This window comes from Weissella ceti, from assembly GCF_018394055.1.
Lineage (GTDB): Bacteria > Bacillota > Bacilli > Lactobacillales > Lactobacillaceae > Weissella > Weissella ceti.
Genome location: NZ_CP074441.1, coordinates 997,562 through 1,022,004 on the forward strand (window position 1 = coordinate 997,562; position 24,443 = coordinate 1,022,004).

Genomic DNA, 24,443 nt, shown 5'->3' on the forward strand with positions numbered 1-24,443 from the left:
CGACAAAGACCACGCAACCTTTTTAGTTATTAATTTCTAGTGTTGCTAATAGCCATTCTGCAGCTGCTTCAATTGCTTGTTCACGTACTGCTTGACGATCACCGGTGAACGAAAATTTACGACTCATTACAGAATGATTTGGTTGGGCAATGCCAATGAACACCGTCCCCGCTGGTTGCCCATCTGCTGGTCCAGGTCCGGCAACACCCGTAAAACTAATTGCCCAACTAGTATCCAATTTAGTTTGCGCTCCGCTTGCCATTGCTTTGGCTACTTCAGCGGATACAACCCCTTTGTCAGCGATTAAATCTAGCGGTACATCTACCATACTGGCTTTTGTTTCAGCTGAATACGTCACAAATCCACCTGGCAAGACAGCAGAGATTCCTGGCACATTACCTAAAGCACTTAGAAACAATCCTGCTGTTAATGACTCTGCACTCGTTATTGTTTGTTTTAAGTTGATTAATTGCTCGCCTAATTTAATCACGTTATTCATCTGTAAATCCCCCAAGCTAATTGTAAATAAAGAAGCCAATGTCACAGACACTGGCTTCTTTTGCTTTTTTATTTAAAACCGTCACTGAAGACGCGTCGGTTTTGATAGAAATAATCAATCCCTGAGTAGATTGTCGCAATCAACGCAATCCACATCATAATTTCTGCAAATGGTAACCCAATCAAAGCAAAGCCTGTATCATGAAGCAAGAAAAATGTAATTGCAATCATTTGAGACATTGTCTTAATTTTACCAGGCATTGCAGCTGCAAGTACTTGCCCATCATTTTCAACAATCAGTGTACGTAGTCCAGTAATGGCTAGTTCACGGATAACAATAATAGAAACCACCCAAGCTGCTACCCAGTTTAGTTCGACAAAGAAAATCAAGGCAGTCATAACGAGTAGTTTGTCCGCCAAGGGATCCGCAAACTTACCAAAATTTGTGACTAGCTTTTGACGACGTGCGATTTGTCCATCTAAAAAGTCAGTCAAAGATGCAACAATAAAGACCACAGCTGCAATCAAATGTACAGTTGGCATGGTTGCACCCAACAAGGTAACTGTTCCCCAGTTAAACGGCATTGATAGCAATACCATAAACACAGGAATCAAAATAATTCGAAAAACAGTCAATTTATTCGGTAAGTTCATGATCAATCCCCTTTATTAACGCTTAAAGTTCAACGCTGCACGCCAAACCATCACGTTACCATTCTTTAGTGGCAAATCAGTCCCATCCAATTGCATTGAAAGCATTGTGGCATTACCAATTTGCATGTTTACACCTGCCATAGTGGCTGGAATTTCAAGCGTTTGTGATGATCCACGCTTAAGTGTGTCATTCATCAAAACAGTACCATCTGTTCCAGTAATTTGCATCCAAACATCACCCTTAGCTGTAAACTTCAATGGTGTTGTCTTTCCCTTAGGCAATTCAATACCAGTATAAGTTACGCTACCAGCGGCAACTTGTGAGTTACCAAGCTTAATCTTCTTATCGTCGCGTGAAGAAGATGATGAATCTGCTTTACTTTCTGAAGAAGCACTTGATTCAGTCGCACTTTCCGTCTTTGAAACAGATGATGTTGTGACAGATACAGCCTTCTTATCTGGTGTGTTTGTCGCCCCAGTAAAGGCAACTACCAACGCCCAAATTACACCCAAAATACTTACGATTGCAATCCCAATCAATACCTTAGGTAGAACACGACGTGTCTTTTCGGCAGCACCTTCTTCGGCACGATGCATTCCCGCACGTGTCACAAGATCCTTGTCTACGCGTGCACCATCCAATGCCTTATCGGCTTCAGTTGCTGTTGACGCAGTTGTTAAATCATGTGCTGCTGTAAATGTATCTGCATCCAAATCAAGCGCATTCGCAAATTGACGTACAAACGCACGTTCATAAAATGCACCCGGTAGTTGCTCGAATTGCCCATTTTCAATTGCTTGCAAATAACGTGCTTGAATCTTTGTCTTTTGTTGAATTTCTTCTAGGGACATTCCCTTATCAAGACGGGCATTTTGCAAGTCTTGACCAATTTGCTTATTACGTTCTTCATTCATAACATTCACCCTACTCGTCAATTTATAGTTATTTGCTCATAATAGCATTTTTTAAGGCGTTTTTCAATTCTCAATTCGCTTGTGCAACGATTTCTACAATTTTATTTTGAGGCCCTTGAGCTAAGATATTTGCGACATCATCAACCGTTAATTCACGTAAAATTTTAATGTCATCAGCGATGGTGCTTTCGGCAAATGTTTGGCCTTCAAAATGCGTCACCACACCTTCCAAAAAGTTCAAACGTTGAATGGCACGGCTCAAGGCATCAAGCTTTGCGTACTGGAACGACTCTTTTACTACTTCGAATTGATTAGGTAAATCAGCTAGAACTCGCTTAATTTCTCCGACAAATTCATCAACTTCTCCAGTATCACCAACGACACTAATAAACGCAAAACCGCGTTCCCATTCCATGTCCACCGCAAAATTATCATCAATCAAACCATTATTGTACCAATCCATGTATGTTGATGAGAATTCACCGAAAACAAGGTCTAATGCCAAACTTACAGCTAAAATTTCACGTAGTGCTTCTTTACCAGTTGCTAAGACGCCTTTATTATCCCAACGCATCCCTAACGCAACCTTATTGCGGTTCGTTGGAATGTCGATAAACAGGGGCTCTTCATCACTTTCATGATGCTTAATTGGCAATCGTGTAGCCACCTCTTGAAATGGACGTTGCCCGGCTAATGATGCAGCAATCGTTGCCTTGGTCTTTTCTACGTCAAAAGCACCTGCGATATAAATGTCCATATTTTGTGGTTGGTAGAACGCATCAAAAGCAGTCTGAATATCCGCCATTGAAATTGCCGTTAATGATGCATGATCACCAACAATTTCATCAGCCAAAGCGTCCTGTGTATACAATTGTGCCATCAAGCCACGATACAGTTGTCCATCAGGATCATCTGCGTATTGGTCAGCTTCTTGCATAATAATATGCGATTCGCGTGCGACATCTTCTTCAGTTAAAAAGACTTCTTGAGTAAATGACAGTAATTCATTTAAAGCTTCTTGATTATCAGCCAAACTATTGAAGTAATAAGTGGTACGCGCTTGACTCGTAAACGCATTGGTGTCAGCTCCATAGGCACTTAACTTTGTAAAAGCATCATAGTCTGATTGTTTAAAGATACGATGTTCTAAAAAATGAGCAATCCCGGCTGGTTGGTGAATATCTTGACCTTGCCAATTAAAGTCACGATCACGGGCGCCAAAATCAACCGTGATCATCGCTGCCATTTGGTGATAATTTTGTCGTGGCTCCAAATGAACGCGTAGCCCATTTTCTAGGGTGTACACAATTTCTTCTGGACTAAATTTCTTCACTGGATTCATTTGCTGCTCCAATCGCTGTATAGTCGACGGCTAATTTCATTAGTTGCGCAGCCGTGCGTACATCTTCAACACTAACACTGGCTAATTTAGCCTGCCATGCTTCTTGTGATAATTGTCGATTTGACAAGGTCTGGTCAAAAGCACGGTCCGTCAGCTGACTCTGACTATCTAGACCAGTTAGATAGCTCGTCAACATTAATTTCTTAATCGTGGCTAATTCTTCTTCTGTAATTAGTTCTGTTTGTAATCGAAGTAATTCGGCTGCAATCGCTGCTTTAGCCTCCGCCAAACGATTTTGATCTACCCCTGCGGTTACTGTAACTGTGCGGTTATAGTAATTAAAATCAGAAGCGACCGTATACGCCAATCCCTGAACTTCACGTACTTCATTAAACAAACGTGAAACAGCAACACCACCAAAGATATCATCAAACGCATAGGCTGCAAAACGCTTTTCATCCGACACATTCAATTGGTAAATTTGAACCAATTGGGTTTGATTGGCATCCGTTTCAACTTGTTTAATTTGTGCCTTTTTTGGTTCAGCTTGTTCATAGTAAGGGGAAACAGCCATATCACGAGGACCAAAATCTAATGCTTGATAAGCAGCAAGCAAATCTTCCTCTTGAACATCCCCGAGCACAATCATATCAATACGGTTCGTTGCCAATGTTGTTTGCCATGTTTGCCATGCACTTAATGGATTGCTTTGTTCCACTAAGTTAACTGATCCATAAGCCGGCAACGCCATTGCGGCATCATCATAGTACATTGACAATGCATTGCGACGAGCTACATATGGTCGGTCATCTTCTAAACCGGCTAATTCATCTAAAATATTATCTTGTTGACGTTCAAAAATAGTGCGATCAAATCCATTAACATCGTCACCCAACGGACGCTTGAGCATTTCTGCTAAGAAGGCAAAACCTTCTGGAACTAATGATTTATGTGGCTCGGTAAAAATATCATGTACTAAGTTAAAGCGCACGCGCATCGTATGCACTTGACCATTCTTAACTGTTTCTACCCCAAAAGCCGCGCCATACATCTCACTTAAACGACGCGCTAAGTCGGTTTGACTTGGGTATAATTGCGAACTATTTTCTAACATATTAGAAATAATAATACGGTCACCCATTCGAGTTTGATTCAATGGCTCTGAAAAATTAATTTCAATGCGCGTTGTTGCAAATTGTGTCGTGGGGATAATGTGTAGATATACACCTTGTGCCAAATTGATTGTTTTGACCATGTGAATCCCTCCTTTGATTTTTAATCAAACAAAAAAGCACGTTTCCGCGCCTTTGCTTGTTTTATAATTTTTTGCGTATTTTTTACAAGATAGGTGATAACAAACGTGAAAAGGTTTGTTTGAAAGTCAACCACTTAGATTGCGCTAAGAAGTCCGCCTCAGTTAGTGGCTTAGCAAATGCTAAATCAGCTTCAAAAATCGCTTCTAGTTCTTTAGCGATTTTTTCACTATACATAAATGCATTTGCTTCAAAATTCAAACTAAATGAACGCATATCCATATTTGCGGATCCAACAGATGATACAACACCATCCACTGTCACTACTTTAGCATGTAAGAAGCCATTTTCATACGTATAAACTTCAGCACCTGCCGCTAACATTTCACGAGCATAGTACTGTGTTGCACGATAAACGAATGGATGATCTGGTTTATTCGGAATCATTAGGCGGACACGTACCCCAGACATTGCAACGATTTGTAACAAATCCAACACCCCTTGATCAGGGATGAAATACGGTGTTTGAATCGTGATTGAACGCTGTGCCCCAGCCATTGCCCGCATGTATCCTTGTTTAATTTGTTGAATATCTTGGTCTGGTCCTGAACTAACAATTTGAATGGCTGTATTTCCTTGTACACCAACTTCTGGGAAATAGGTTTCAGAAAAGGTTAATTTACCATGACGCGTGGTTGCATTCCAATCCATAAAGAATCGACTTTGCATCGCCAAGACAGCGTCACCGTTAATGCGAATATGTGTATCACGCCATGGGCCAAACTTTTTAGAGCGTCCAATGTATTCATCCCCAACATTAAAGCCACCAATAAACCCAACTGTTCCATCTACAATCACCATTTTACGATGATTACGGAAATTTGCACGGAATGTAATTGGGAAATAACGTGGTTGCATAAAGGCCTCTACGTGCCCACCGGCGTCAACTAAGCGCTTATACATCTTACGGTGACAACCATGAGATCCCCATTGATCGAAAATCACGCGTACCTCTAAGCCCGCTTTCGCTTTTTTCGTTAGCAAATCAATTAATTCATTTCCCAGTGAATCATCTGAAATACTAAAAAATTCAAGATGTACATGATGTTCTGCTTTTTCAATTTCTTCAAAAATGGCTGGAAAAAGTGCGTTTCCATCTGTATAAATGTCGACGTCATTTTGACGCGTTAAAATCGATGCATCATTATTTAAAAACAAGTTAATAAATGCATCTTGTTCTGCAATATTACGTAATTGATCAGCATTAGCTTCTTGTAGATAATGCCGTTGGTTTTCGACAATTTGATCCATCCCAAGATCTTCTTGCGTCCGAAGATCACTTGACTTTCGGCTAGAGATTTTTCGTCCCAAGAAACCATAAATTAAGAATCCAAAAATTGGAAACAACAACAAAACTAACAACCAAGCCCAAATTGAGGCAATATCGCGCTTTCCACTAAATACCGTTACAATCGCTGCAGCCGTATTCAGAAAAAAGATTAACGCAATAATTCCAATAATATAAAGTGACATTTATCCCCTACCCATTTGTTATTTATATGTATTCTATCATTTATGTACGTAAAAAGGGACTATTCCCCCGAAACTATCTAGCAACCTCGACAAAGGCTTATTTTAAGGTAATTATTGGATAATTGACCTAATTGCGCCTGAGTGCAATAATTAGCAAATCATACATAGTTTTGCGCTATCTTACATATGTTATTCAGGAGAACTACTCATGTTGAAAATTTCCCTTCGAGACCTTTATGAACGTGTCTTGCCCTTCCTTTTACCTTTTTTCCTTATTCTTGTGATGTCAACCTTGTTCATGGGATCATCACCTCTATTCCAAACAAATCCTTGGGACGACAGCAATGCCATGCTAACCATGGGTCGTAGTATTCAAGAAGGTCTAATTCCATTTGTGGATATTGTTGAACAACGTGGACCATTTATCTACTTCTTATATGCTATCGGTGCCGGTATTAGTTCCACTTCATTTATGGGCGTATTTTTAATTGAATTAGTCAATATTACGCTAATTTACTATTTTGCGACGCGTCTAGCACGAATGTTTACGACACATACGACACACATTCCTTGGTTGGCTTTACTAGCACCACTAACATTGTTGGGCACACCGGCCTTTCGTTTTGGTGGTTCACCAGAAGAATTCGCCTTTACATCAGTGATGTACCTCTTAGTCGTTTTAACTGAAAGTCATGGTCGTTTCTCAACAATTGCCTTGTCTCGATTCTTCTGGCTAGGACTTAATCTTGGCTTCATTTTTTGGAATAAGTATTCATTGGTTGGAACGTTTGCAATTTTCTTTCTACTATGTGGCTTCTACTTGTTGTATCGTCGTCAATGGTTACGATTTGTTCAAGTTGTCGCAATATCATTGTTGGGATTCTTTGTCGCAGCATTACCAATCTTCATTTATTACATTGCCGTCGGTCACCTAGATGCCTTGTTTAACATCTACTTCATTCAAAACTTAACGTCTTATCACGTCCAAGCTATGAGTGTTATGGATCAATTAACACAACTACTAGGTCTAATTTGGTTACAAGTTCATAACCACTGGTTTGGCTGCGTATTGATGGTAACAAGTTGGATTATTGCTTCTCGTAAAGGACACAATGTCAAAATTGAAATTATCTTAGCAGGTGGCAGCATCGTATTCGTGGCCTTGCAAAAGGTTGTCTACATCTACTATCCACTTGTTTGGCTTCCTTTTATGGCCATTGCCGTGATCCGCTTGATCGCTTATAGCTGGGACTGGTTACTAAAGAACAAGAATTGGACATTAGCTTGGCAAACACCTATTTTTATTGCCTTAGCATGTGTCATCTTACCATTCTTTGGTAATCCAGCTATCAAGTCACTTGTGCCAACTACTGGCATGGCCTCACTAAATGGCACAACTTATCATGCACAACCACAATTCGGTGAATTGATGCAAGCCAAGCATGCTAAGCCTAGCCTACTCACACTAAACTGTATTGATGCTGGTTTCTTCTTATCTGGTCAAACTGTTCCTGTTACCCCTTACTATCACCGCATGAACATGTCATACAATGAATTGCCAATCATGTACGACACATTCAAAAATGCGATGGAAGATCGTGCGGTTGACTATACAGTCGTACGTGTCCGTCATGCACTTACAGAAGATACAACTAACGCGGCTCGTAAAAAGTCTGCTGTTGATGCTGTGAATAACTCATTGAAGACTGCACTTTCTAACAACTATCATGTTGTGGATGCAGTTAACAATACAAAAAACACTTACTTTGTGTTATTGGAACGCAACGTAAACTAACTCAAAACCTAGCAATAACCCGTATTAAGACATCATATACGTGGTTATTGCTTTTTATTTTACCGATATGAAATATATTCACTTTACATTAAGGTTAAATGTGATATTCTTTTAAAGACAAATACGATACGACGTTAACATTTCATATGTTTCCGTTTTTAAATTAGGAGAATTTTATGGCTACTTTAATTACTTTTGCACTAGGACTTTTGTTTATGGCCTGGGGCTACTACCGTATCAAGACAGATTTCGCTAAGAATCAATCACGCAATAACTTACTACAACTTATCTTTACAGGACAAGCATCGGGAATCGGACAATTCCTATCTGGTGTTGTGTTCATGATTATTAGTGTCATTACATTGTTTGTAAAATAATCGATTCATAAAAAGACCACCGATGGGAAAATCCCTATCAGTGGTCTTTTTCTTATTTATTATCATATCTAAGTCTACATAACGATGTTCACTCTGCCCATTCTTGAATCGCATCATGTAAGAACTGTGCTCCACCAGATACAGCATCATTGTAATATGACGCAAACCGTTCATCAGCAATATACATCTCCGCTAACCCTTTATGGGCTTCTGAAGTGTATGAAGGCCAAGTATACGCTAACCATTCATGGTGTTTTTCAACTAAAATTCTTGCTTCATTAGATTGAACATTCTGGGTTTGTACCGCAGCCAATAATAGTGGGCCTTTGATATCAGCCTCCAATGCCCGAAATTCTTGGTAGATGTTCTCAGTCATCCCCATCATTTGAGCGTTACTAGCATCAACCGCTTGATCACCATATGTTTCGCGAATTTCTGCACCATATCGTTGCTCATTCTCTAAAACGAACGCCTCTTTAAAAGCGCTAAATTTCTCATCATTACTCATCTCGGCCCCTCCTTGATAATACTGCATGGTCTTTTCTAAACTTTTGAGAACTTTATCTAATCGTTGTTTTTCCAATGTTAGTGCATCATGTTGTTTAGCTAGCTGTTCCTGTATATAGCTAGGATTCGCTTCCATCAATGCTGCAATTTCTTTAAGCGGCATTTTTAATTCTCGATAGAATAAGATACGCTGTAGCCGATCAATTGCTGTTTGATCATAGACGCGTTGTCCATTTTTAATTGCAGTAGCTGGCAATAACTCAATTTCATCATAATAGCGTAGCGTTCGTGTACTAACACCTGATAGCTGTGCTAATTCTCCAATTGTGTACATAGTGATCTCCTTTCCATAATCAATGTTAATCGTTTCCGTTACGTCACTTGCAAACATATAGTTGCTAAATAACCAAAATAAAAACGATATAACGGATGATAAACATCGGTTATATCGTTTTTTCATATATTATTACTTATCGTCCTTCTTCACGTACTTACGTTGGAAGTCAGCGATGTTCTTGTATTCTGGTTGTAGGTGACGTGACAAACGGATAAAGATTGGTGCTAGTGCACGGTAAACTTCGTAGTTTTCAGGCTTTGGTTCGTAATCCTTAGATTCACCAACCATAGTTCCGATAACTTCAAGGTTATCAACCATTCCCAATGCCTTTTGTGCCATAACAGTCGCAGCCAAGGCTCCTGATTCGAAGGCAGTTGGTACTGTAACTGTTTGTTCAAAGATGTCAGCCATCATTTGACGCCACAATGCTGAACGAGCAAATCCACCAGTGGCTTGGATTGACTTCAAGTCTCCTGTCACTTCTTCAAGTGCCAATGAAACCATGTAGATGTTGAAGATGATTCCTTCAAGCACGGCACGTACCATGTGGGCACGAGTGTGGTTGTGAGTCAAACCGAAGAATGATCCACGTGCGTTGGCGTCCCAGATTGGGGCACGTTCTCCACCTAGGTATGGGTGGAACAACAAACCATCAGCTCCAGCAGGAACCTTGCTTGCGATTTCAGTAATCAAATCGTATGAGCTCATACCCATCAAATCTGCAGTAGACTTTTCAGCGTCAAACATGTTGTCACGGGCCCAACGGAAGACATCTCCACCGTTGTTAACTGGTCCACCAACAACCCAGTGATCCTTGTCCAAGGCGTAAGTAAATGTACGTCCCTTAGGGTCAATCTTTGGTGCATCAGTAACCACACGAATGGCTCCTGAAGTTCCGATTGTTACGGCTGCAACACCAGGTTGGATTGCGTTAACCCCCATGTTTGACAAAGGTCCATCACCAGCTCCGTAAACAAAGGCTGTGTCTTGGTCCAAGCCCAAAATGTGTGCCATTTCTGCTGAAAGTCCACGTTCAATTTCGTAAGGTTCAACTGGTTCTGGCAATTGTTCCTTAGAAAGTCCTGTTACTTCCAAAGCTTGAGCGTCCCAGTCCAATTCAAAGATGTTGAATAGACCTGTTCCTGAAGCAATTGAGATATCCATCTTGTTGGCACCAAACAAACGGTGGAACAAGTATTCCTTAATTCCAAGGTAGTGAGCTGCATTGTTATAGATGTCTTGCTTTTCGTTCTTCATCCAAAGGATCTTTGACAAAGGTGCCATTGGGTGAATTGGTGTTCCAGTCTTGCTGTAAATTTCTTGTCCAAGACCAGTTTCACGCAATTCTTCTGTGTACTTAACCGCACGGTTATCAGCCCATGTAATCACACGAGTCAATGGTTGCCAATCAGCGTCAAATGCAATCAATGAATGCATAGCTGAACTAAATGACACAGCCAAAACCTTTCCTTCTGTAGCTTCTTGTGCAACTTCTTGCACAGCTTCGACGAATGCACGGTAAATTTCGTCTAGATCTTCTTCAGCCATGTCAGGTTCGTCACGGTATAGCTTGTAACCGTGGTTTGCAGTGGCAATAACCTTTCCTGCTGTATCGAACAAAACTGCCTTTGTTGATGTTGTACCTAGATCAACTCCAATTAAGTAATCCATAATTGTTCTCCTTCGTAAACGTAATTCTCTTCCCTTTCATTTTAGTAGAGTTTTATGCCTTTGGCAACGCTTTCGCCTTGATTGGAGCGCATTCCAACGAAATAATTCAGTTTTTCACAAAAAAATTGTGATTCTTCTGAATGAAATTAAAAAATCATAATTACAACTATCAAAAATTTTTATATTTTAAAAAGAATTAAAACGTTTACGTATTGATAATTACAGTATTTAACACGGTTTGGCATACTTAACATCTATTAACCAATTTTATATATACCATTCCTGAAATTTAAGTATTTTTTTCACAAAAAAAGCACCCTAAGGTGCTTAATTTATTTATTTATCGAAATTTGGACGATAGATACTACGTTGGTCAAGCGACCATTGACGGCCTGAAAAAGTACCAGGTTCTGTATCTGCTAATGCATTATCAAAACTTTGCATTGTGGCATCTAATTCATCCAGTTGGTGTAAAATATTCGCTTCTTTGATCAGTGGACGTACTGGTGAGCCATATTCTAGAACCCCATGATGTGCTAAAACAGTATGGCGCAACACTAACATGTCTTCACTATATAGATCCAACCCAATTTCCTGGCTCGCAATGACGATTTGTTCATCAATTAATGTAATATGTCCAATCAAGTTACCAGCGGTTGTGTACTTCGTTGCGACAGGCCCGCTTAATTCAATTACTTTTCCTAAATCATGCAAAATAGCTCCAGCATACAATAAGCTTGCATTTACATCATCGTATTGCTTAACAATTGACTCTGCTAAACGGGCAATTGATAGTGAGTGATAAGCTAATCCGCCTGCAAAGGCATGATGATTAGCCTTTGCTGCAGGGAATTTGTAAAATTCATCATGGAATTTCTTTAATAGATGACGCACAACACGTTGCCATGTCGCATTGGTAATTTGGAATAACAGCTTGGCCACTTCTTCTTCCATCTCAGCTGCACGAACTGGTGCGGCCTGCATGAAATCAGCTGCATTTTGTGGTTCACCCGCAACGGCTGGTCGAATCGCAAGAACTTTAAGTTGTGGACGTTCTTGATACATTTGTTTAACGGCAGTGATATGTACCACTGTTCCAGCAGACAAATTTTGAACTGCATTGGTGTCAACATCCCACAGCATCCCGCGTACTTCCATTGAGCGGTCAGCTACTTCAACTGCCAAATATGGCTTACCTTGGCTCGTTGTACGAATATCTGCTTCTTTCAACAAAACAAACGTATCAAATTTTTCATCAAATTTAAATTCTTTTAATTCAGTCATATCGTCCTCCTACAAAATCACTTGGTCTGGTTCATTCATCGTATCTTTCGTAAAGTACAAGATTTGTTCATCCATACTTTGTCCTCGTAATAATGATAACAGAGCAGCTTGCCTTTCTATATCAAAATCAACAAAAGCATCATCAATTAGCATTGGTAAATTAACTTGCGCTTGTAATTCTACAATCATCGCGAGACGTAGCGCGACATATAATTGTTGCGCTGTTCCACGAGACAACTGACGAACTTCCCACTCTTGGCCTTGGAAATCAGTGACGATAAATGTTTTCTCAGACCAACTAACATGTTGATACTGTCCTTGCGTTAACGTTTGTAAATAGCCATCTGCTTGTTGTTCTAGACGCGGCCAACGATCATTATTGGCTGCGTCAAAACTTTGTTGCGTCCATTGAGCTGCCATTTGTAGAGCGAAATAATCTTGTAAGTCGGCAACTAATTCACTTTCCCAATTGGCCACCATCTGACGTTGTTGGCGAAGAGTTTGATCATTACTTAAACGCTCTAATTGTATTTCTAATTGGGCAATGTTCGCATGCTTATCACGTAATTGATTCGTTAGATCATCGACAGAATATTGAACGCCTTCTTGGTCTGTTATTTCAGCTAATTGTTCTTGCAAAATGCGTTGACGTTGTTCTTGCTGACTAATTTCGGCAGCAAGGGCACGCCGTGATTCAAATTCTGCATCTGACGTAATCCCCATTTGTTGATACAACATCTCTAATCGTTGTGACATTTGTTGATGATTATCGGTTTGGTGGCTCAATTTACCAATTTCTTGTGCAACTTGTTGGCGTGAAACCGCAATGTTTGTGTTCACATTTACCATGAAGCCTAGTTGTGCCAATTGTTCGATCAAACGTGCATCACGAGCATTTGACGTTTGTTGGACAGTTGTTTGTGGTGCACTCTTTTGCCAATATAAAACAAAGGCTCCAATAAGTCCCAAAATTGCACCAATCACACTCTGTCCAATGAGACTTCCAACAACAAACCCAAGCAAGACAAGCCCGACCATCAATAACCAAGGTTCCTCGCCCTGACTTTGTTGCGTCTGTCGTGTTGTAACAGGTTCATTTGATAATTGTGCCAACAAGCGTTCGATATCATAACAGCGTTCTAATTCGTCAGTCATTGGTGGATTAACTAATGCATTTTGTAGATACAAAACGTCATTAATATCAGATTCACGTAATTTTTCTGGTTGTGCTTCAAGCCAACCATTTACATCAACTAATTGTTGTTGTAGATGTGTGTATTGACTCGCTACCACTTGTTTCGTTTGTTGGGCTTGTAACGTATTTACTTCTTGTTTGAATTCACGAATACGTTGTTCTAACATTGTCACTTCCGGCAGCCCTTGCTCCATTCGGCGCAACGTCGCCTTAGCTTCTTCTAAATGAGCAATTTTCTGATTAATTGGACGCTTAGACGTAGCTGTCTTCCCCAACGCTAATTGCGCTTCTTTAATCCACGCATCACTTTGACGTAGCCAACCTTGGGCATGTGGAATTCCAATTACACGTAGACGTTCTAACAATTCCGCTGGCTTGAGCGTCAAAATTTCCAATAGGCTATCTTGGTTGAAGACGTAAATCTCTCGATACAGATCTGGCGTTACCGGTGCCATAAATTGCGCAATCATTTCGTTAGCATCCCCAAACTCTTGCCCAGTTTCAACGTCTGTTAGTATTACACTTGAATTCGTCCTTTGATGACGAACTAGTTCATAAATACGTTCTTCATGTTCAAACCACAGACGACCACCATATATTGTCGCTGCATTTTTATTCTCATACGTATTTTCATTGGCCTTAGCAGTAGGAAAACCGAATAACATCCCCTGAATAAACGCCATCAAGGTTGTTTTTCCAGCCCCATTCAACCCGCTAATCACTTGAAACTCATCAGAAAAAGAGAACTCTTGATTTTGCCAATGACCAAATTGATCAATTTGCACTTTATTAATTTTCATTGGTCACCTCTTCAACGGATTGAATATAGCCCTTCGCTTTACGACTAATTTCATCCATAAACTCTGCACTTGTTAATTGGGTTAATAAGGCTGGATCTTTAACCATCTTCAACCCCAATTCATACAAATTTTGCTCACTAAAGACATTCGTATAACTTGCTTCCCAATACGTTTCATCGACAGTTGGCAGCCCCTTATCTGTTGGACTTGCTAAGTGGATATTGACAACATAAAATGGATCGTCATCGTGACGGAAATAGTTTACATCAAATGTATGTTGCAAAATGTGTTGTTGGACGTCTGAATTATTTGTCATAACATTCAGATGAATTAATTGGAACGATGAGACGTCCTTAAAGGCAGTTCTAAGCGATTCGATGACAATTTGTGGATCATTAGCCTCAATTTCTGCTTTAACCCATTCTACGGGGGCTACTGAGACAAATTGAGGTGTTAAGATGCCATCATGTAATGACACCAGTTGATATCCCTTTGACCCAACTTCTTTTTCATGATACCCCTGTAAGTTACCTGCATAAGCAATAAAAGGTCGTTCATGGAGTAAAGCACGTTGATGGATGTGACCTAAAGCCCAATAGTCATATTGCTTCGCTAATAGGTCTGGTACATTAAATGGTGCATATTGACCAGATGTCCCGCTTTGCTCACCATGGTAAACACCAATATGATAATTCACATCTAAGCGTTCTGGAAATAGTGGCACCATAGATGTTTCTAGATGACGTTGATTATATGAAAAACCAGAAACTGCGACCGTCTCATTATTGATGGTTGTCAGTTCAAATGATTCAACTTGGTCAGAAAACAAATGAACATTATCTGGTAACAATTGACGTAATTTGTCGACCAATCCAAAGTCATGATTCCCCGTACCTGCAAAAACGGGAATCCCTGCTTTTTCTAGTGCTAACATCGCTGTACGAAATCGCAGCAATGATTGTTGATCTGGATTTGGCGTGGCAAATAAATCCCCTGCTAAAATAATAAAATCAATTTGTTGTGCAACTGCATCATCAACGATACGTTGCAAACCAAATTCAGGCGCATTTAATAGTTTTTCAGCGACACCGCCATTAGGTTGGCGAATCCCAGCAAAGGTGGCGCCAATATGTAAATCTGCTACATGTATAAATTGCATGAGTTGTCCCCTTAATTTATGTTAAGTCTATTATCCATCATCATTAAAAATTAGGATAGTCCTAACATCGTTATTTTTTAAAATTTCGCCAAAAAAGGCGACACAGTTGCCTGCATCGCCTTTTTGAACACTTATTTTGTGTTTAGTTTGTACCTAATTGCTTAACCTTGGTAAAGTTCTGCAATTGGCTTTGTGATTGCGTTGTTAATTTGCATCAACAATTGATTCATTGCTTGTTCTGTTTCCATCAATGTCTTCAATTCGTCAACCATTTCCATTTCCTTAGCAACTGCTTGCCATTCCATGATTTGTGCTTCTTCTGGTTGTTGTCCAGTTTGCATACTTGAGTTGATTGCAACTTGTGCTTCTTGGAAGCGAGTGAAGATTGCTGATGCTTCTTCGTTGGCACGTACGGCCTTCAAAGCTTCATTCAAGTTCTTGTATTGTGGTGTTTCACGCAAGTCCTTTTCTACTGCATTTACACTATCAAAAATATTTACCATGCTATCCACCATCCTTTATTTATATACCTTATATTATGCCACATCTAACCTTAAAACTCATTAATTAAAGAAATCAGATACTTTGTTCCAGACCTTACGAGCACCGTCTTCAAGTCCCTTAACAACACTATTTGCACCTTCTTTAAATTGTGAACCAATATCGTTCACTGATTTTGAAACACCATCTTGCTTTTGAACTTCCACTTTTTGGATCTTTTCATGTACACCCTGTACGCTAAATGGTGTTTGGTTCGTATTTGGAATCACTTGTTCCAACGTCGTCTTCATCAATGGACCAGCTGTTGCGCTTAGATAAATTGGTAAATTATTCTCGCCATTGGTCTTGTCAAAACCATTCCAAGTAACCACCACGACATCCGGTGTGTAGGCCACAGCCCATGCATCAGTTGCATTGGCCTGTGTTGAACCTTCACCAGATACTTCGGTTGTTCCTGTCTTACCAGCCACCTTGTAACCACTAGGGTTCGCTGACGTTCCTGTTCCATTGGTATAAACACCTAACATCATTGACGTCATATCATCAGCAACATTCTTAGACCAGACTTCGGTCTTCTTGTCTTTGTGTTCAACGACCGTCTTACCTGTTGCATCCACAATCTTGGTGATAAAGTGTCCTTCACTCATTTGACCACCATTGGCGAAACTTGTGTAAGCTTGGGCTAATTCATATGGTGAAGTTCCCTTCTCCATACCACCTAGTGCCAGTGACAAATTGTTATCATCATCAGTGACAGACAAACCAACCTTCTTTGCTGCATCAAATCCAACCTTTGAGCCCATTTGATCAAGCAACCAAACAGCTGGAATGTTGTAAGACATTTCTAACGCCTTGTACATTGGTACTGGTTCACTGGTTACTTCACCAGCATTGTGTGGTGTGTAACGGTTTGATCCAAACGATGTCACTTCATTCTTCAACTTTGATTCAACACCAAAACCACGTGACAATGCAGGTCCATAATCAACGATTGGCTTAATGGTTGACCCTGGTGAACGCTTCATTTGGGTTGCACGGTTAAAGCCACGGAACACGTGCTCACCACGACCACCAACAACCGCACGCACACCACCATTTGTGGCATCCATGACTAATGAAGCGGCTTGCGCTTGTCCATTCAAAGGATCTAAGCCAGGATTGTCATAATTTGCTTGCAAGTTCGTTTGATCTTGTTGATTCAAACTGGTGTAAATTTGGTAACCGTCATTCAACAACTTAGTTTCGCTAATATCATAACGTTCAATTGCTTCGTTAATAACAGCGTCAAAGTAATATGGATAGTTATAAGTTGAATTATCAGATTCATGTTCAGACGCACCAACCGGTGTCTTCTTTAATTCATCAGCTTGAGATTGTTCTAACTTATCCGTATTGACCATATTTTGCATCACTTGATTACGACGTGTTTGTGCTGCTTCTGGATGTGCAACTGGATCATAACCACCTGGTGATTGCAGCATCCCCGCAATCATCGCCGCTTGGTCCACCGTCAAATCTTTTGCATCAATACCAAAGTACTTTTGCGCTGCGTCTTGGACACCCCAAGCACCACGACCAAAGTAGGCATTATTTAGATACATTGTTAAAATATCGTCTTTTGAGTAGTCTTTTTCAACTTGAATAGCCAAGAATAATTCACGTAACTTACGTTTAATTGTTTGATCTTGAGTCAAAAAGGCATTCTTAACTAATTGTTGCGTTAGTGTCGATCCACCAGCAACAGCGTTAACACCTCGTGCTTTATTTAACACGGTTGTGATTCCACCGCGCATCATTCCACGTACAGAGAACCCATGTTCTTGATAAAAACGGCGGTCTTCAGTTGCAATGACCGCATCCACAACTGAAGGAGCTATCGCATCTAGCTCGACATAAGTCCCCTTATGACCTGCTAATGATCCAGCTTCATTATCATTTTCATCAAAGATAACTGTCGATTGCTGCAAACGTGCTTTTAAATCACTAACATCTGTTGTTTTCGCTTCAAACGTTCCCAACGCACTCACTAACAACACCATAAACAGGGTCAATACGATTAACCAACGACCGCCTTGGTAGCGATGCCACTTCGTTTTAAGCCATGTTTTAACCGTTTGTAAATGTTCTTTCATGCATTTCCCTCACTATAGCCAATGGTTAAACAACTCCGCTAGCTTTTCTGCTTCTTCTGATGATGGACTTGTCACATAAATAGTATCGTGACCAGCTAAAGTTGCGACAACTTCTGGTAATTGTGCGGCATCAATCGACGCCGCAATACGGTTTCCGTTACCTTTAGATGTTTTCAAAATTGTCATAAAGTCCACTCGTACAATATGATGTACTGATTGTTCAAACAAACGCTGCAAGACTTCTAAATTATTTTCTGGCATAACACGTAACGTTTGGTAACGCGCCGTCCCGTCTTGATCGGGTTGTCGAACAATATGCAATTCTTTAATGTCACGAGATACTGTTGCTTGCGTTGTAGTTACACCCACTGCTTCTAGTGCGTCCATCAACATATCTTGTGTTTCAATAATTTGGTCAGAAATAATTTGTAAAATATGATTCTGACGTTCGGTTTTCTTCATTGTCATTTTCTTTTCCCCTAATGTATCGCAAACATACATAATTCTCCCTTACTATTATATGTCATATACCTTAAAAAAGTCAGATGTATTTAAAAGGATACTAAAAAACGCACCGTCCTTAGGGACGATGCGTTCATTATTTATTACATTTCCTTAGGTGCCTTAACACCTAGCAAACGTAGAGATTCAGTCAAAACTTGTGAAACAGAGTTTACAAGTGCTAGACGTGCGTTCAATTCAGCATCTTCTTGCAAAATCTTTGAGTTTGCATAGTACTTGTTGAAAGCACGGGCTAATTGCAAAGCGTACTTCGCAATAACTGATGGTTCACGATCACGCCATGAACGTTCGATAGTAGCTGGGAATTCACCAACCAACTTTTCAACTTCCCAAACAGCAGCGTCTGAGATCGCCAAGTGGGCACGGTCAATTTCTGGGTTACCAACCTTACGTAGCAATGATTGTGCACGGGCATTTGTGTATTGCACATATGGACCAGTATCACCTTCAAAACGAACAACATCTTCCAACTTAAAGTCGAAGTTTCCGATACGTTCGTTCATCAAGTCGTGGAACACAACGGCTCCAGTTCCAACTTCATGCGCAACTTGTTCCTTGTTAGCAAGTGTCGGGTTCTTTTCGTCGATTTGAGCTTGTGCCAATTCAACAGAATCGTTCAATACATCCTTCAACAAGATGATACGACCTGAACGAGTTGACAACTTCTTACCATCAACAGTGATCAAACCAAATGGAATGTGTTCAACGTCATCAGCCCAATCATAACCCATCTCCTTCAAGACAGCCTTCAATTGTAGGAAGTGTTCACGTTGTTCACCACCAACAACGTACAATGACTTCACGAAGTCGTAGTTTTGCTTACGGTATGTTGCCGCTGCAAGGTCACGTGTCATGTACAATGTGGCACCGTCTGTACGTTGGATCATCGCAACGTTTAGACCGTACTTGTCCAAATCAACAATCTTAGCACCTTGTGATTCAACAAGAACGTTCTTTTCGTTCAAAGTATCAATCACTGTATCCATCTTGTCGTTGTAGAAAGCTTCACCGTTGAATGAATCAAATTGAATGTCCAACATGTCGTAAACATCCATGAATTCCTTCAATGATTCTTCACGGAACCACTTCCACAACTTAACGGCTTCTTCATCACCATCTTCAAGCTTCTTGAACCATGCACGACCTTCGTCGTTCAATTCTGGTTGTGTTTCGGCTTCTTCGTGGAAACGAACATAGTACTTTACCAAAGTGTTGATTGGGTCAGCTTGAACTTCTTCTTCTGATCCCCAACGCTTGTAAGCTGACATCAACTTACCAAATTGTGTTCCCCAATCACCCAAGTGGTTAATCTTGACTGGTTGGTAACCATTAGCACGTGCAATTTCTGCCAAAGAGTTTCCGATAACAGTTGAACGCAAGTGTCCCATTGACATTGGCTTAGCAATGTTAGGAGAAGACATGTCGATTGTAACGTGTCCTGCTTCACCATTGTTGTTTTGACCAAAACGTTCATCATTCAAGACAGTACGTAGAATTTCTGAACCAGCGGCTTGCTTGTCCAAGAAGAAGTTGACGTAAGGTCCAGCAGCTTCGACCTTTTCAAATCCTTCAGCATTGATAGCTTCTGCCAATCCTTCAGCGATTTGGTTAGGTGCTTGGCGGCGAACCTTTGCTAAAGTGAATGTAGGGAACGCGTAGTCTCCCATACGGCTATCCTTAGGTACTTCTACCTTTGATAGGATGTCAGCAAATTCTAGTTCTGATAAGGCTGGTTCGATGGCTTTTGCCACTTGCGTCTTAAAATCCATTATTCAGTCTCCTCTCCGTCTTCTTCGTTTTCTTTTTCAGCATTGGCTGCTTCAGCAGCTGCAACGCTCTTTAGTTCTTCATCTTCTTCGTCGTCTTCAGCCAATACCATGCGCGGTGCAGGATTGTCTGTCTTCTTCAAAATCTTCGTTTCACTCATACGTACAACCGCGCGTTGGTTGTATTCGTTAACAGTTGCTGAATCTTCCGGATCAAATTCAGTAATCATCACCAATAGTGAGTTTTCGTAGATTTTTTCAACGATTCCATCAAAATCATGTTCAAAGTTGGCAAACTTCTTTCCGTGAACGTAGTCACCAATATCAAATTCTGATGTGTTTTCAATAGGTTCTTTAGCCATGGCTAGCGCCCCTTTCTATATTCAGTGTTAATGTAAAGTCCCGATATTATAGCACAAATTATGCTAAAAAACTACTTAGAACCTTCTAGCTCTTGCACGATACGCTGTGCAATTGCCCAGTCATTTTCGTATGGTGTATCAACACCACCGATCTTTTGGTATTCATCCAAGCCCTTACCGGCCAAAATCACAACATCATTTTGACCAGCTGCGGAAATGGCAGCTGAAATTGCCTTAGTACGATCAAATTCGCGATGAACAATTACCTTTGGATCAGTAATCGCTGCTTGAATTTCATCCGCAATGTCTTCTGGCTTTTCAAATTGAGGATCATCACTTGTTAGGTAGACTTCATCTGCCCCTTCGTTAACCGCTTGTCCAATACCAGGTCGACGAGATTCACCCTTATTACCAGGTGCTCCCACGACGATACTCAAATGCTCAACGCTTTCGTTTGTCTTGGCAAATTGTAGCAAAGCTGCCACTGAGGCATAGTTGTGTGCGTAATCAACATAGATGGTTCCGTGTTCAGCAGTCGTCAAAACTTGCATACGACCTGGAATCTTCACGATTTCCAAAGCATCATGCATGGCGTCAGCATCAGCCCCAACGAGACGTGTTGCTAACATTGCCGCCACAGCATTTCCTTGATTGAAATCACCCGGCATATCCAACTTGAAGTCACCATCAATCTTTAGTGATTGTGCTTGTGGCCCAACCAAGTTAACGGCAAATTCACTACCTTGTAAGTTTTCTTCAATAGTACTGTAGCTAACATCAACACCGAAGCCTTGGTCGTCGCTTTCACGTCCGTACAACCAAACACCGTCACGTGGAATAAATTCAGCAGTATGTGTCACAACATCTTCAAAGTAAGCTGAGTCTGCATTGATAACTGCTTGATCTGAATGTTCAAGTAACATCTCTTTGCACATCAAGTATTCTTCGAAGCTTGCATGTTCATTAGGACCAATATGGTCTTCGCTAATATTCAAGAACACACCTACGTTAAAACGTAATCCATAAACACGGTCTAACTTGTAAGCTTGTGATGACACTTCCATTACCATGTGTGTCATCTTATTATCCACAGCTTCACGCATCCAACGGAATAGATCTACGGATTCTGGTGTTGTTAGTGTCGCACGGTAATGATTTTCTGCTTGATTACCTGTAATTACTTCTAGAGTTGAAGACAAAGCAACACGGTCACCTGTGGCCTGCTTTAGAATTTCATAGGCCATGTAAGTTGAAGATGTCTTTCCCTTAGTTCCAGTAATTCCAATCAAGCTCAACTTTTGTTGTGGGTACTCATAAAAAGCCATACTTAGAATACTCATAGCTGGCATCACTTCATCAACGGTCCAAGTTGGTAACGTTGTATCGTGAGCAAATCCCACTGGCGCCACAATACCTTGGACACCCTTTGCAATTGCATCAGTTAAGTATTCAGGTTTGAAGTTTCCTTTGATAAACAACAAAGTGCCTGGTTGTACGTCCTTTGAGTTATAAGCTAAATGCGTAAATGCACCCTTAAAATCTGGCGCAGCTTGTAATAGATATTCATCTGTAAGTAAATTGGTAATTTGTTCTGACGTTAGTTGCATTTGCTTTCCTCTCGTTATCTTTATATGTTTGCTAATTTCTTCAATAATACTTGTGCGGCACGCCCACGGTGTGCGTAATCAATACGCTCTGACAGAGGCATCTCACCTAGCGTCTGCCCTGTCTCAGTCACCATTAACGCATCAATGCCATTGTCACTACGTGCTGCTTCTGCGATGGCAATACCACCTGTTTGGACAACATCTACCCGTTCTCCTTCAGGCGTAATCAAATAAAAATTAGCTTGCAGGTAACCAGCACGATCAACACCTGCTGGTAATTGCGCCAAAATGTAGTCATTGATTTCTTCGTTACCTGATAATTGATGCGCTTTAAATTCACGCATTGTTGTGACCCCAAAATGTTCAGGGATACTTGGAATAAACAAGGCAGAATCGTCAGCCAAGATATATTCATCCGGTAAAATCGCATGCACTGTTTCGGCCTTCATTTGCATATTATACGCCATGTCGGTCTCTGATTCGGCAGGGAAACTAATCTGTTCATGCAAATCGCGATAATTAATCACTTCTTGTCCTAATAAATCAAAGTACGCAATCATTTCAGCTGTTTTGTGTGAATTGTTAGACGCAACTACTAACCGTTTATTAGTCATCAAATGTTAGTCCTTCCTTATTAATCGCCCGTAGTGTATACAATGAACCAGTCACAATAATCATGCGTTTCGTATCACGGCGTGCACGACGAGCTAAATTAATCGCCGCCGTGGAATCATCCGCAACTTCGACGTTAACATTACTTTGCATCACAATTTTAGCTGCTAGTTCATCCGCATGCATTCCTGCATGGTGGGCTGGTGTAACGGCGATCACTTGATCTGTCACTGGTAATACCATATCTAGAATTTCACGCCAATTTTCATCTTTACGTAGGCCAAGAACAAAAATCGGCTTTGCTTGTAGATGCCATGATTTTACAGAACTTAGCAAGTGTTCCATCGTGGTTACTGAATCTGCTCCATCAAACAAGATATCGTGCTCAGCATCATAAGTCATGTGCCCTGATACCTTCAAATGAGCCAATGCTTCTGCAATGTTAACCATTGAGATATGCGCACCATTTTCTTGTAGATATCCAATAATCTGTAGTACATTGGATAGATTTTTTAAATGGTCACTTCCCACGACGCTCAATCGCATTTCAACGTCATCGTTTAGTTTCAAAACCATCCCCTTAGAATCCGTCTTCATCAACGTCATCTTTGGTCGACTAGAATACCAAGTAGCACCCTTTGCTTCAGTCACTTCTTTCAAGACGCGTGAAATTTCATGGTCTTGCCCAGGCATATTGACAACCACAGCACCTGGCTTAATTGCGCCACTTTTATCTGCTGCAATTGACGCCAAACTATTACTTTGTGGCGTTTGCCCAGCTTTGTAGTCGTAATCAATGTGCGTAAACGCAACTAACAAGGGATTTGAAATAGCATTAGTCGGATCACAGGTACCATCCATGCCACCTTCCAAAACCACAAACTTAACTTCTTCACGTCGGAAATGATCAATTGAAATCAAGAACCACCATTCAAATCGGCTCAGTGTGTTAATGTCGCCACCGTGCCGCTTCAATTCTACTGAAATGCGTTGAAAACTACGAACAAATTGTTCTTTCGTAATTGGCTCATTATCAACCAAGATCATGTCACAATCGTCCATAATGGCTGGCGTAGTGAAACGTCCAGTTTTGTAATTCGCTGCGTTCAAAATCTCTGCAGTCATGGCTCCAGTGGCGCGTTTTCCGTCGGTTCCGACAATGTGAATGAAACGTAGTTTTTCATCTGGGCGGCCAATCCAATCAATAACTTCTCGTAAAATATGCCAACGCTCTTGGTCACCAATATGTGCACCTTCATGGCGATCCATCTGTTGATTGATTTGCTCATATAAATCATTGAATGACATACGTTGGCCTCACTTTCTTCCGTCTATAATATGCTTATTTTACCACAAATTTGACCAGTCGATTTGTATCTTTGCGCTTTCAAATAGTTGTGTGCTATAATTTATTTACGAATTGATGTAGGGGATGTCTCCTACTCTTAAACCACTCTGGAATAGACGCCAAAGTGGTTTTTATTTTGCTCAAATTCAGGTGTACTCGTTTTTGGCGCCACGTCTATAAAAGGCGCTAGAGAGGAGGCCTCCTCTAAATGCATCAATTCGTATTAGCAGTGTTTACTGCATTTTTGTCAATGATTGTCTCGGTGGCAACACC

General features: G+C 40.7%; 21 protein-coding genes. 2 read left to right on the forward strand and 19 right to left on the reverse strand.

From position 1 onward, the window contains the following. Positions 1–22: 22 nt before the first annotated feature. From KHQ31_RS05215 to cls, 6 genes are all read right to left on the reverse strand, one after another. Positions 23–499 carry a CinA family protein gene (locus tag KHQ31_RS05215; RefSeq protein WP_213408511.1) on the reverse strand — a complete coding sequence of 159 codons (477 nt, stop codon included), beginning with the start codon at positions 497–499 and terminating at the stop codon, positions 23–25. 68 nt (positions 500–567) lie between these two features. Then, positions 568–1,152, reverse strand: a complete 585-nt coding sequence (gene pgsA, locus KHQ31_RS05220) for a CDP-diacylglycerol--glycerol-3-phosphate 3-phosphatidyltransferase (RefSeq protein ID WP_213408513.1) — start codon at positions 1,150–1,152, stop codon at positions 568–570. 15 nt (positions 1,153–1,167) lie between these two features. Beyond that, positions 1,168–2,067 carry a helix-turn-helix domain-containing protein gene (locus KHQ31_RS05225; protein WP_213408515.1) on the reverse strand — a complete coding sequence of 300 codons (900 nt, stop codon included), beginning with the start codon at positions 2,065–2,067 and terminating at the stop codon, positions 1,168–1,170. A gap of 70 nt (positions 2,068–2,137) precedes the next feature. Next, the gene (gene yfmH, locus KHQ31_RS05230; protein WP_213408517.1) at positions 2,138–3,409 is read right to left on the reverse strand and encodes an EF-P 5-aminopentanol modification-associated protein YfmH; all 1,272 of its coding nucleotides are present in this window, start codon (positions 3,407–3,409) and stop codon (positions 2,138–2,140) included. After that, positions 3,387–4,664: an EF-P 5-aminopentanol modification-associated protein YfmF gene (yfmF, locus tag KHQ31_RS05235; protein ID WP_213408519.1), complete on the reverse strand. Its 1,278-nt coding sequence runs from the start codon at positions 4,662–4,664 to the stop codon at positions 3,387–3,389. Before yfmF ends, yfmH begins: the two co-directional genes overlap by 23 nt. Before the next feature lie 82 nt (positions 4,665–4,746). After that, the gene (gene cls / locus KHQ31_RS05240) at positions 4,747–6,195 is read right to left on the reverse strand and encodes a cardiolipin synthase (protein WP_213408522.1); all 1,449 of its coding nucleotides are present in this window, start codon (positions 6,193–6,195) and stop codon (positions 4,747–4,749) included. 208 nt (positions 6,196–6,403) lie between these two features. On the opposite strand from cls, the gene KHQ31_RS05245 reads away from it, so the two are divergent. Further along, positions 6,404–7,990: a teichoic acid glycosyl transferase gene (locus KHQ31_RS05245; protein ID WP_213408523.1), complete on the forward strand. Its 1,587-nt coding sequence runs from the start codon at positions 6,404–6,406 to the stop codon at positions 7,988–7,990. Positions 7,991–8,166: 176 nt separating this feature from the next. Then, on the forward strand, positions 8,167–8,367 hold the full coding sequence (locus KHQ31_RS05250) for a hypothetical protein (RefSeq protein ID WP_213408525.1): 201 nt from the start codon (positions 8,167–8,169) through the stop codon (positions 8,365–8,367). Positions 8,368–8,455: 88 nt separating this feature from the next. On the opposite strand, the gene KHQ31_RS05255 is transcribed toward KHQ31_RS05250, so the two are convergent. The 13 genes from KHQ31_RS05255 to KHQ31_RS05315 form a co-directional block, all read right to left on the reverse strand. Further along, positions 8,456–9,208, reverse strand: a complete 753-nt coding sequence (locus KHQ31_RS05255) for a MerR family transcriptional regulator (RefSeq protein WP_213408527.1) — start codon at positions 9,206–9,208, stop codon at positions 8,456–8,458. A 132-nt stretch (positions 9,209–9,340) separates the two neighbouring features. Next, a complete protein-coding gene (gntK, locus tag KHQ31_RS05260; RefSeq protein WP_213408529.1) occupies positions 9,341–10,882 on the reverse strand; it encodes a gluconokinase in 1,542 nt (513 codons plus the stop codon). Between the two features lie 336 nt (positions 10,883–11,218). Then, positions 11,219–12,166 carry a 3'-5' exoribonuclease YhaM family protein gene (locus KHQ31_RS05265; protein ID WP_213408531.1) on the reverse strand — a complete coding sequence of 316 codons (948 nt, stop codon included), beginning with the start codon at positions 12,164–12,166 and terminating at the stop codon, positions 11,219–11,221. Positions 12,167–12,175: 9 nt separating this feature from the next. Continuing rightward, positions 12,176–14,161: an ATP-binding protein gene (locus KHQ31_RS05270; RefSeq protein WP_213408533.1), complete on the reverse strand. Its 1,986-nt coding sequence runs from the start codon at positions 14,159–14,161 to the stop codon at positions 12,176–12,178. Then, the gene (locus KHQ31_RS05275) at positions 14,151–15,320 is read right to left on the reverse strand and encodes a metallophosphoesterase family protein (RefSeq protein WP_213408535.1); all 1,170 of its coding nucleotides are present in this window, start codon (positions 15,318–15,320) and stop codon (positions 14,151–14,153) included. Before KHQ31_RS05275 ends, KHQ31_RS05270 begins: the two co-directional genes overlap by 11 nt. Before the next feature lie 161 nt (positions 15,321–15,481). Further along, the gene (locus KHQ31_RS05280) at positions 15,482–15,823 is read right to left on the reverse strand and encodes a YlbF family regulator (RefSeq protein WP_213408537.1); all 342 of its coding nucleotides are present in this window, start codon (positions 15,821–15,823) and stop codon (positions 15,482–15,484) included. Between the two features lie 60 nt (positions 15,824–15,883). Beyond that, positions 15,884–17,953: a PBP1A family penicillin-binding protein gene (locus KHQ31_RS05285; protein ID WP_213408539.1), complete on the reverse strand. Its 2,070-nt coding sequence runs from the start codon at positions 17,951–17,953 to the stop codon at positions 15,884–15,886. A gap of 12 nt (positions 17,954–17,965) precedes the next feature. Beyond that, complete coding sequence (locus KHQ31_RS05290) at positions 17,966–18,421, reverse strand: arginine repressor (RefSeq protein WP_405196833.1); 456 nt, start codon at positions 18,419–18,421, stop codon at positions 17,966–17,968. Positions 18,422–18,558: 137 nt separating this feature from the next. After that, complete coding sequence (gene argS, locus KHQ31_RS05295) at positions 18,559–20,244, reverse strand: arginine--tRNA ligase (protein WP_213408541.1); 1,686 nt, start codon at positions 20,242–20,244, stop codon at positions 18,559–18,561. Then, the gene (locus tag KHQ31_RS05300) at positions 20,244–20,603 is read right to left on the reverse strand and encodes a hypothetical protein (RefSeq protein ID WP_213408543.1); all 360 of its coding nucleotides are present in this window, start codon (positions 20,601–20,603) and stop codon (positions 20,244–20,246) included. Before KHQ31_RS05300 ends, argS begins: the two co-directional genes overlap by 1 nt. 71 nt (positions 20,604–20,674) lie before the next feature. Next, on the reverse strand, positions 20,675–22,210 hold the full coding sequence (locus tag KHQ31_RS05305) for a UDP-N-acetylmuramoyl-L-alanyl-D-glutamate--2,6-diaminopimelate ligase (protein WP_213408545.1): 1,536 nt from the start codon (positions 22,208–22,210) through the stop codon (positions 20,675–20,677). A 20-nt stretch (positions 22,211–22,230) separates the two neighbouring features. Beyond that, positions 22,231–22,824, reverse strand: a complete 594-nt coding sequence (locus KHQ31_RS05310) for a non-canonical purine NTP pyrophosphatase (protein ID WP_213408547.1) — start codon at positions 22,822–22,824, stop codon at positions 22,231–22,233. Continuing rightward, on the reverse strand, positions 22,817–24,130 hold the full coding sequence (locus tag KHQ31_RS05315) for a bifunctional folylpolyglutamate synthase/dihydrofolate synthase (RefSeq protein WP_213408549.1): 1,314 nt from the start codon (positions 24,128–24,130) through the stop codon (positions 22,817–22,819). The genes KHQ31_RS05310 and KHQ31_RS05315 overlap by 8 nt, the downstream gene beginning before the upstream one ends. Between the last annotated feature and the right edge of the window lie 313 nt (positions 24,131–24,443).

Bases quoted from the DNA above. Each gene is read 5' to 3' on its own strand.
- KHQ31_RS05215 (WP_213408511.1), bottom strand. From the start codon at position 499: ATGAATAACGTGATTAAATTAGGCGAGCAATTAATCAACTTAAAACAA.
- pgsA (WP_213408513.1), bottom strand. From the start codon at position 1,152: ATGAACTTACCGAATAAATTGACTGTTTTTCGAATTATTTTGATTCCT.
- KHQ31_RS05225 (WP_213408515.1), bottom strand. From the start codon at position 2,067: ATGAATGAAGAACGTAATAAGCAAATTGGTCAAGACTTGCAAAATGCC.
- yfmH (WP_213408517.1), bottom strand. From the start codon at position 3,409: ATGAATCCAGTGAAGAAATTTAGTCCAGAAGAAATTGTGTACACCCTA.
- yfmF (WP_213408519.1), bottom strand. From the start codon at position 4,664: ATGGTCAAAACAATCAATTTGGCACAAGGTGTATATCTACACATTATC.
- cls (WP_213408522.1), bottom strand. From the start codon at position 6,195: ATGTCACTTTATATTATTGGAATTATTGCGTTAATCTTTTTTCTGAAT.
- KHQ31_RS05245 (WP_213408523.1), top strand. From the start codon at position 6,404: ATGTTGAAAATTTCCCTTCGAGACCTTTATGAACGTGTCTTGCCCTTC.
- KHQ31_RS05250 (WP_213408525.1), top strand. From the start codon at position 8,167: ATGGCTACTTTAATTACTTTTGCACTAGGACTTTTGTTTATGGCCTGG.
- KHQ31_RS05255 (WP_213408527.1), bottom strand. From the start codon at position 9,208: ATGTACACAATTGGAGAATTAGCACAGCTATCAGGTGTTAGTACACGA.
- gntK (WP_213408529.1), bottom strand. From the start codon at position 10,882: ATGGATTACTTAATTGGAGTTGATCTAGGTACAACATCAACAAAGGCA.
- KHQ31_RS05265 (WP_213408531.1), bottom strand. From the start codon at position 12,166: ATGACTGAATTAAAAGAATTTAAATTTGATGAAAAATTTGATACGTTT.
- KHQ31_RS05270 (WP_213408533.1), bottom strand. From the start codon at position 14,161: ATGAAAATTAATAAAGTGCAAATTGATCAATTTGGTCATTGGCAAAAT.
- KHQ31_RS05275 (WP_213408535.1), bottom strand. From the start codon at position 15,320: ATGCAATTTATACATGTAGCAGATTTACATATTGGCGCCACCTTTGCT.
- KHQ31_RS05280 (WP_213408537.1), bottom strand. From the start codon at position 15,823: ATGGTAAATATTTTTGATAGTGTAAATGCAGTAGAAAAGGACTTGCGT.
- KHQ31_RS05285 (WP_213408539.1), bottom strand. From the start codon at position 17,953: ATGAAAGAACATTTACAAACGGTTAAAACATGGCTTAAAACGAAGTGG.
- KHQ31_RS05290 (WP_405196833.1), bottom strand. From the start codon at position 18,421: ATGACAATGAAGAAAACCGAACGTCAGAATCATATTTTACAAATTATT.
- argS (WP_213408541.1), bottom strand. From the start codon at position 20,244: ATGGATTTTAAGACGCAAGTGGCAAAAGCCATCGAACCAGCCTTATCA.
- KHQ31_RS05300 (WP_213408543.1), bottom strand. From the start codon at position 20,603: ATGGCTAAAGAACCTATTGAAAACACATCAGAATTTGATATTGGTGAC.
- KHQ31_RS05305 (WP_213408545.1), bottom strand. From the start codon at position 22,210: ATGCAACTAACGTCAGAACAAATTACCAATTTACTTACAGATGAATAT.
- KHQ31_RS05310 (WP_213408547.1), bottom strand. From the start codon at position 22,824: ATGACTAATAAACGGTTAGTAGTTGCGTCTAACAATTCACACAAAACA.
- KHQ31_RS05315 (WP_213408549.1), bottom strand. From the start codon at position 24,130: ATGTCATTCAATGATTTATATGAGCAAATCAATCAACAGATGGATCGC.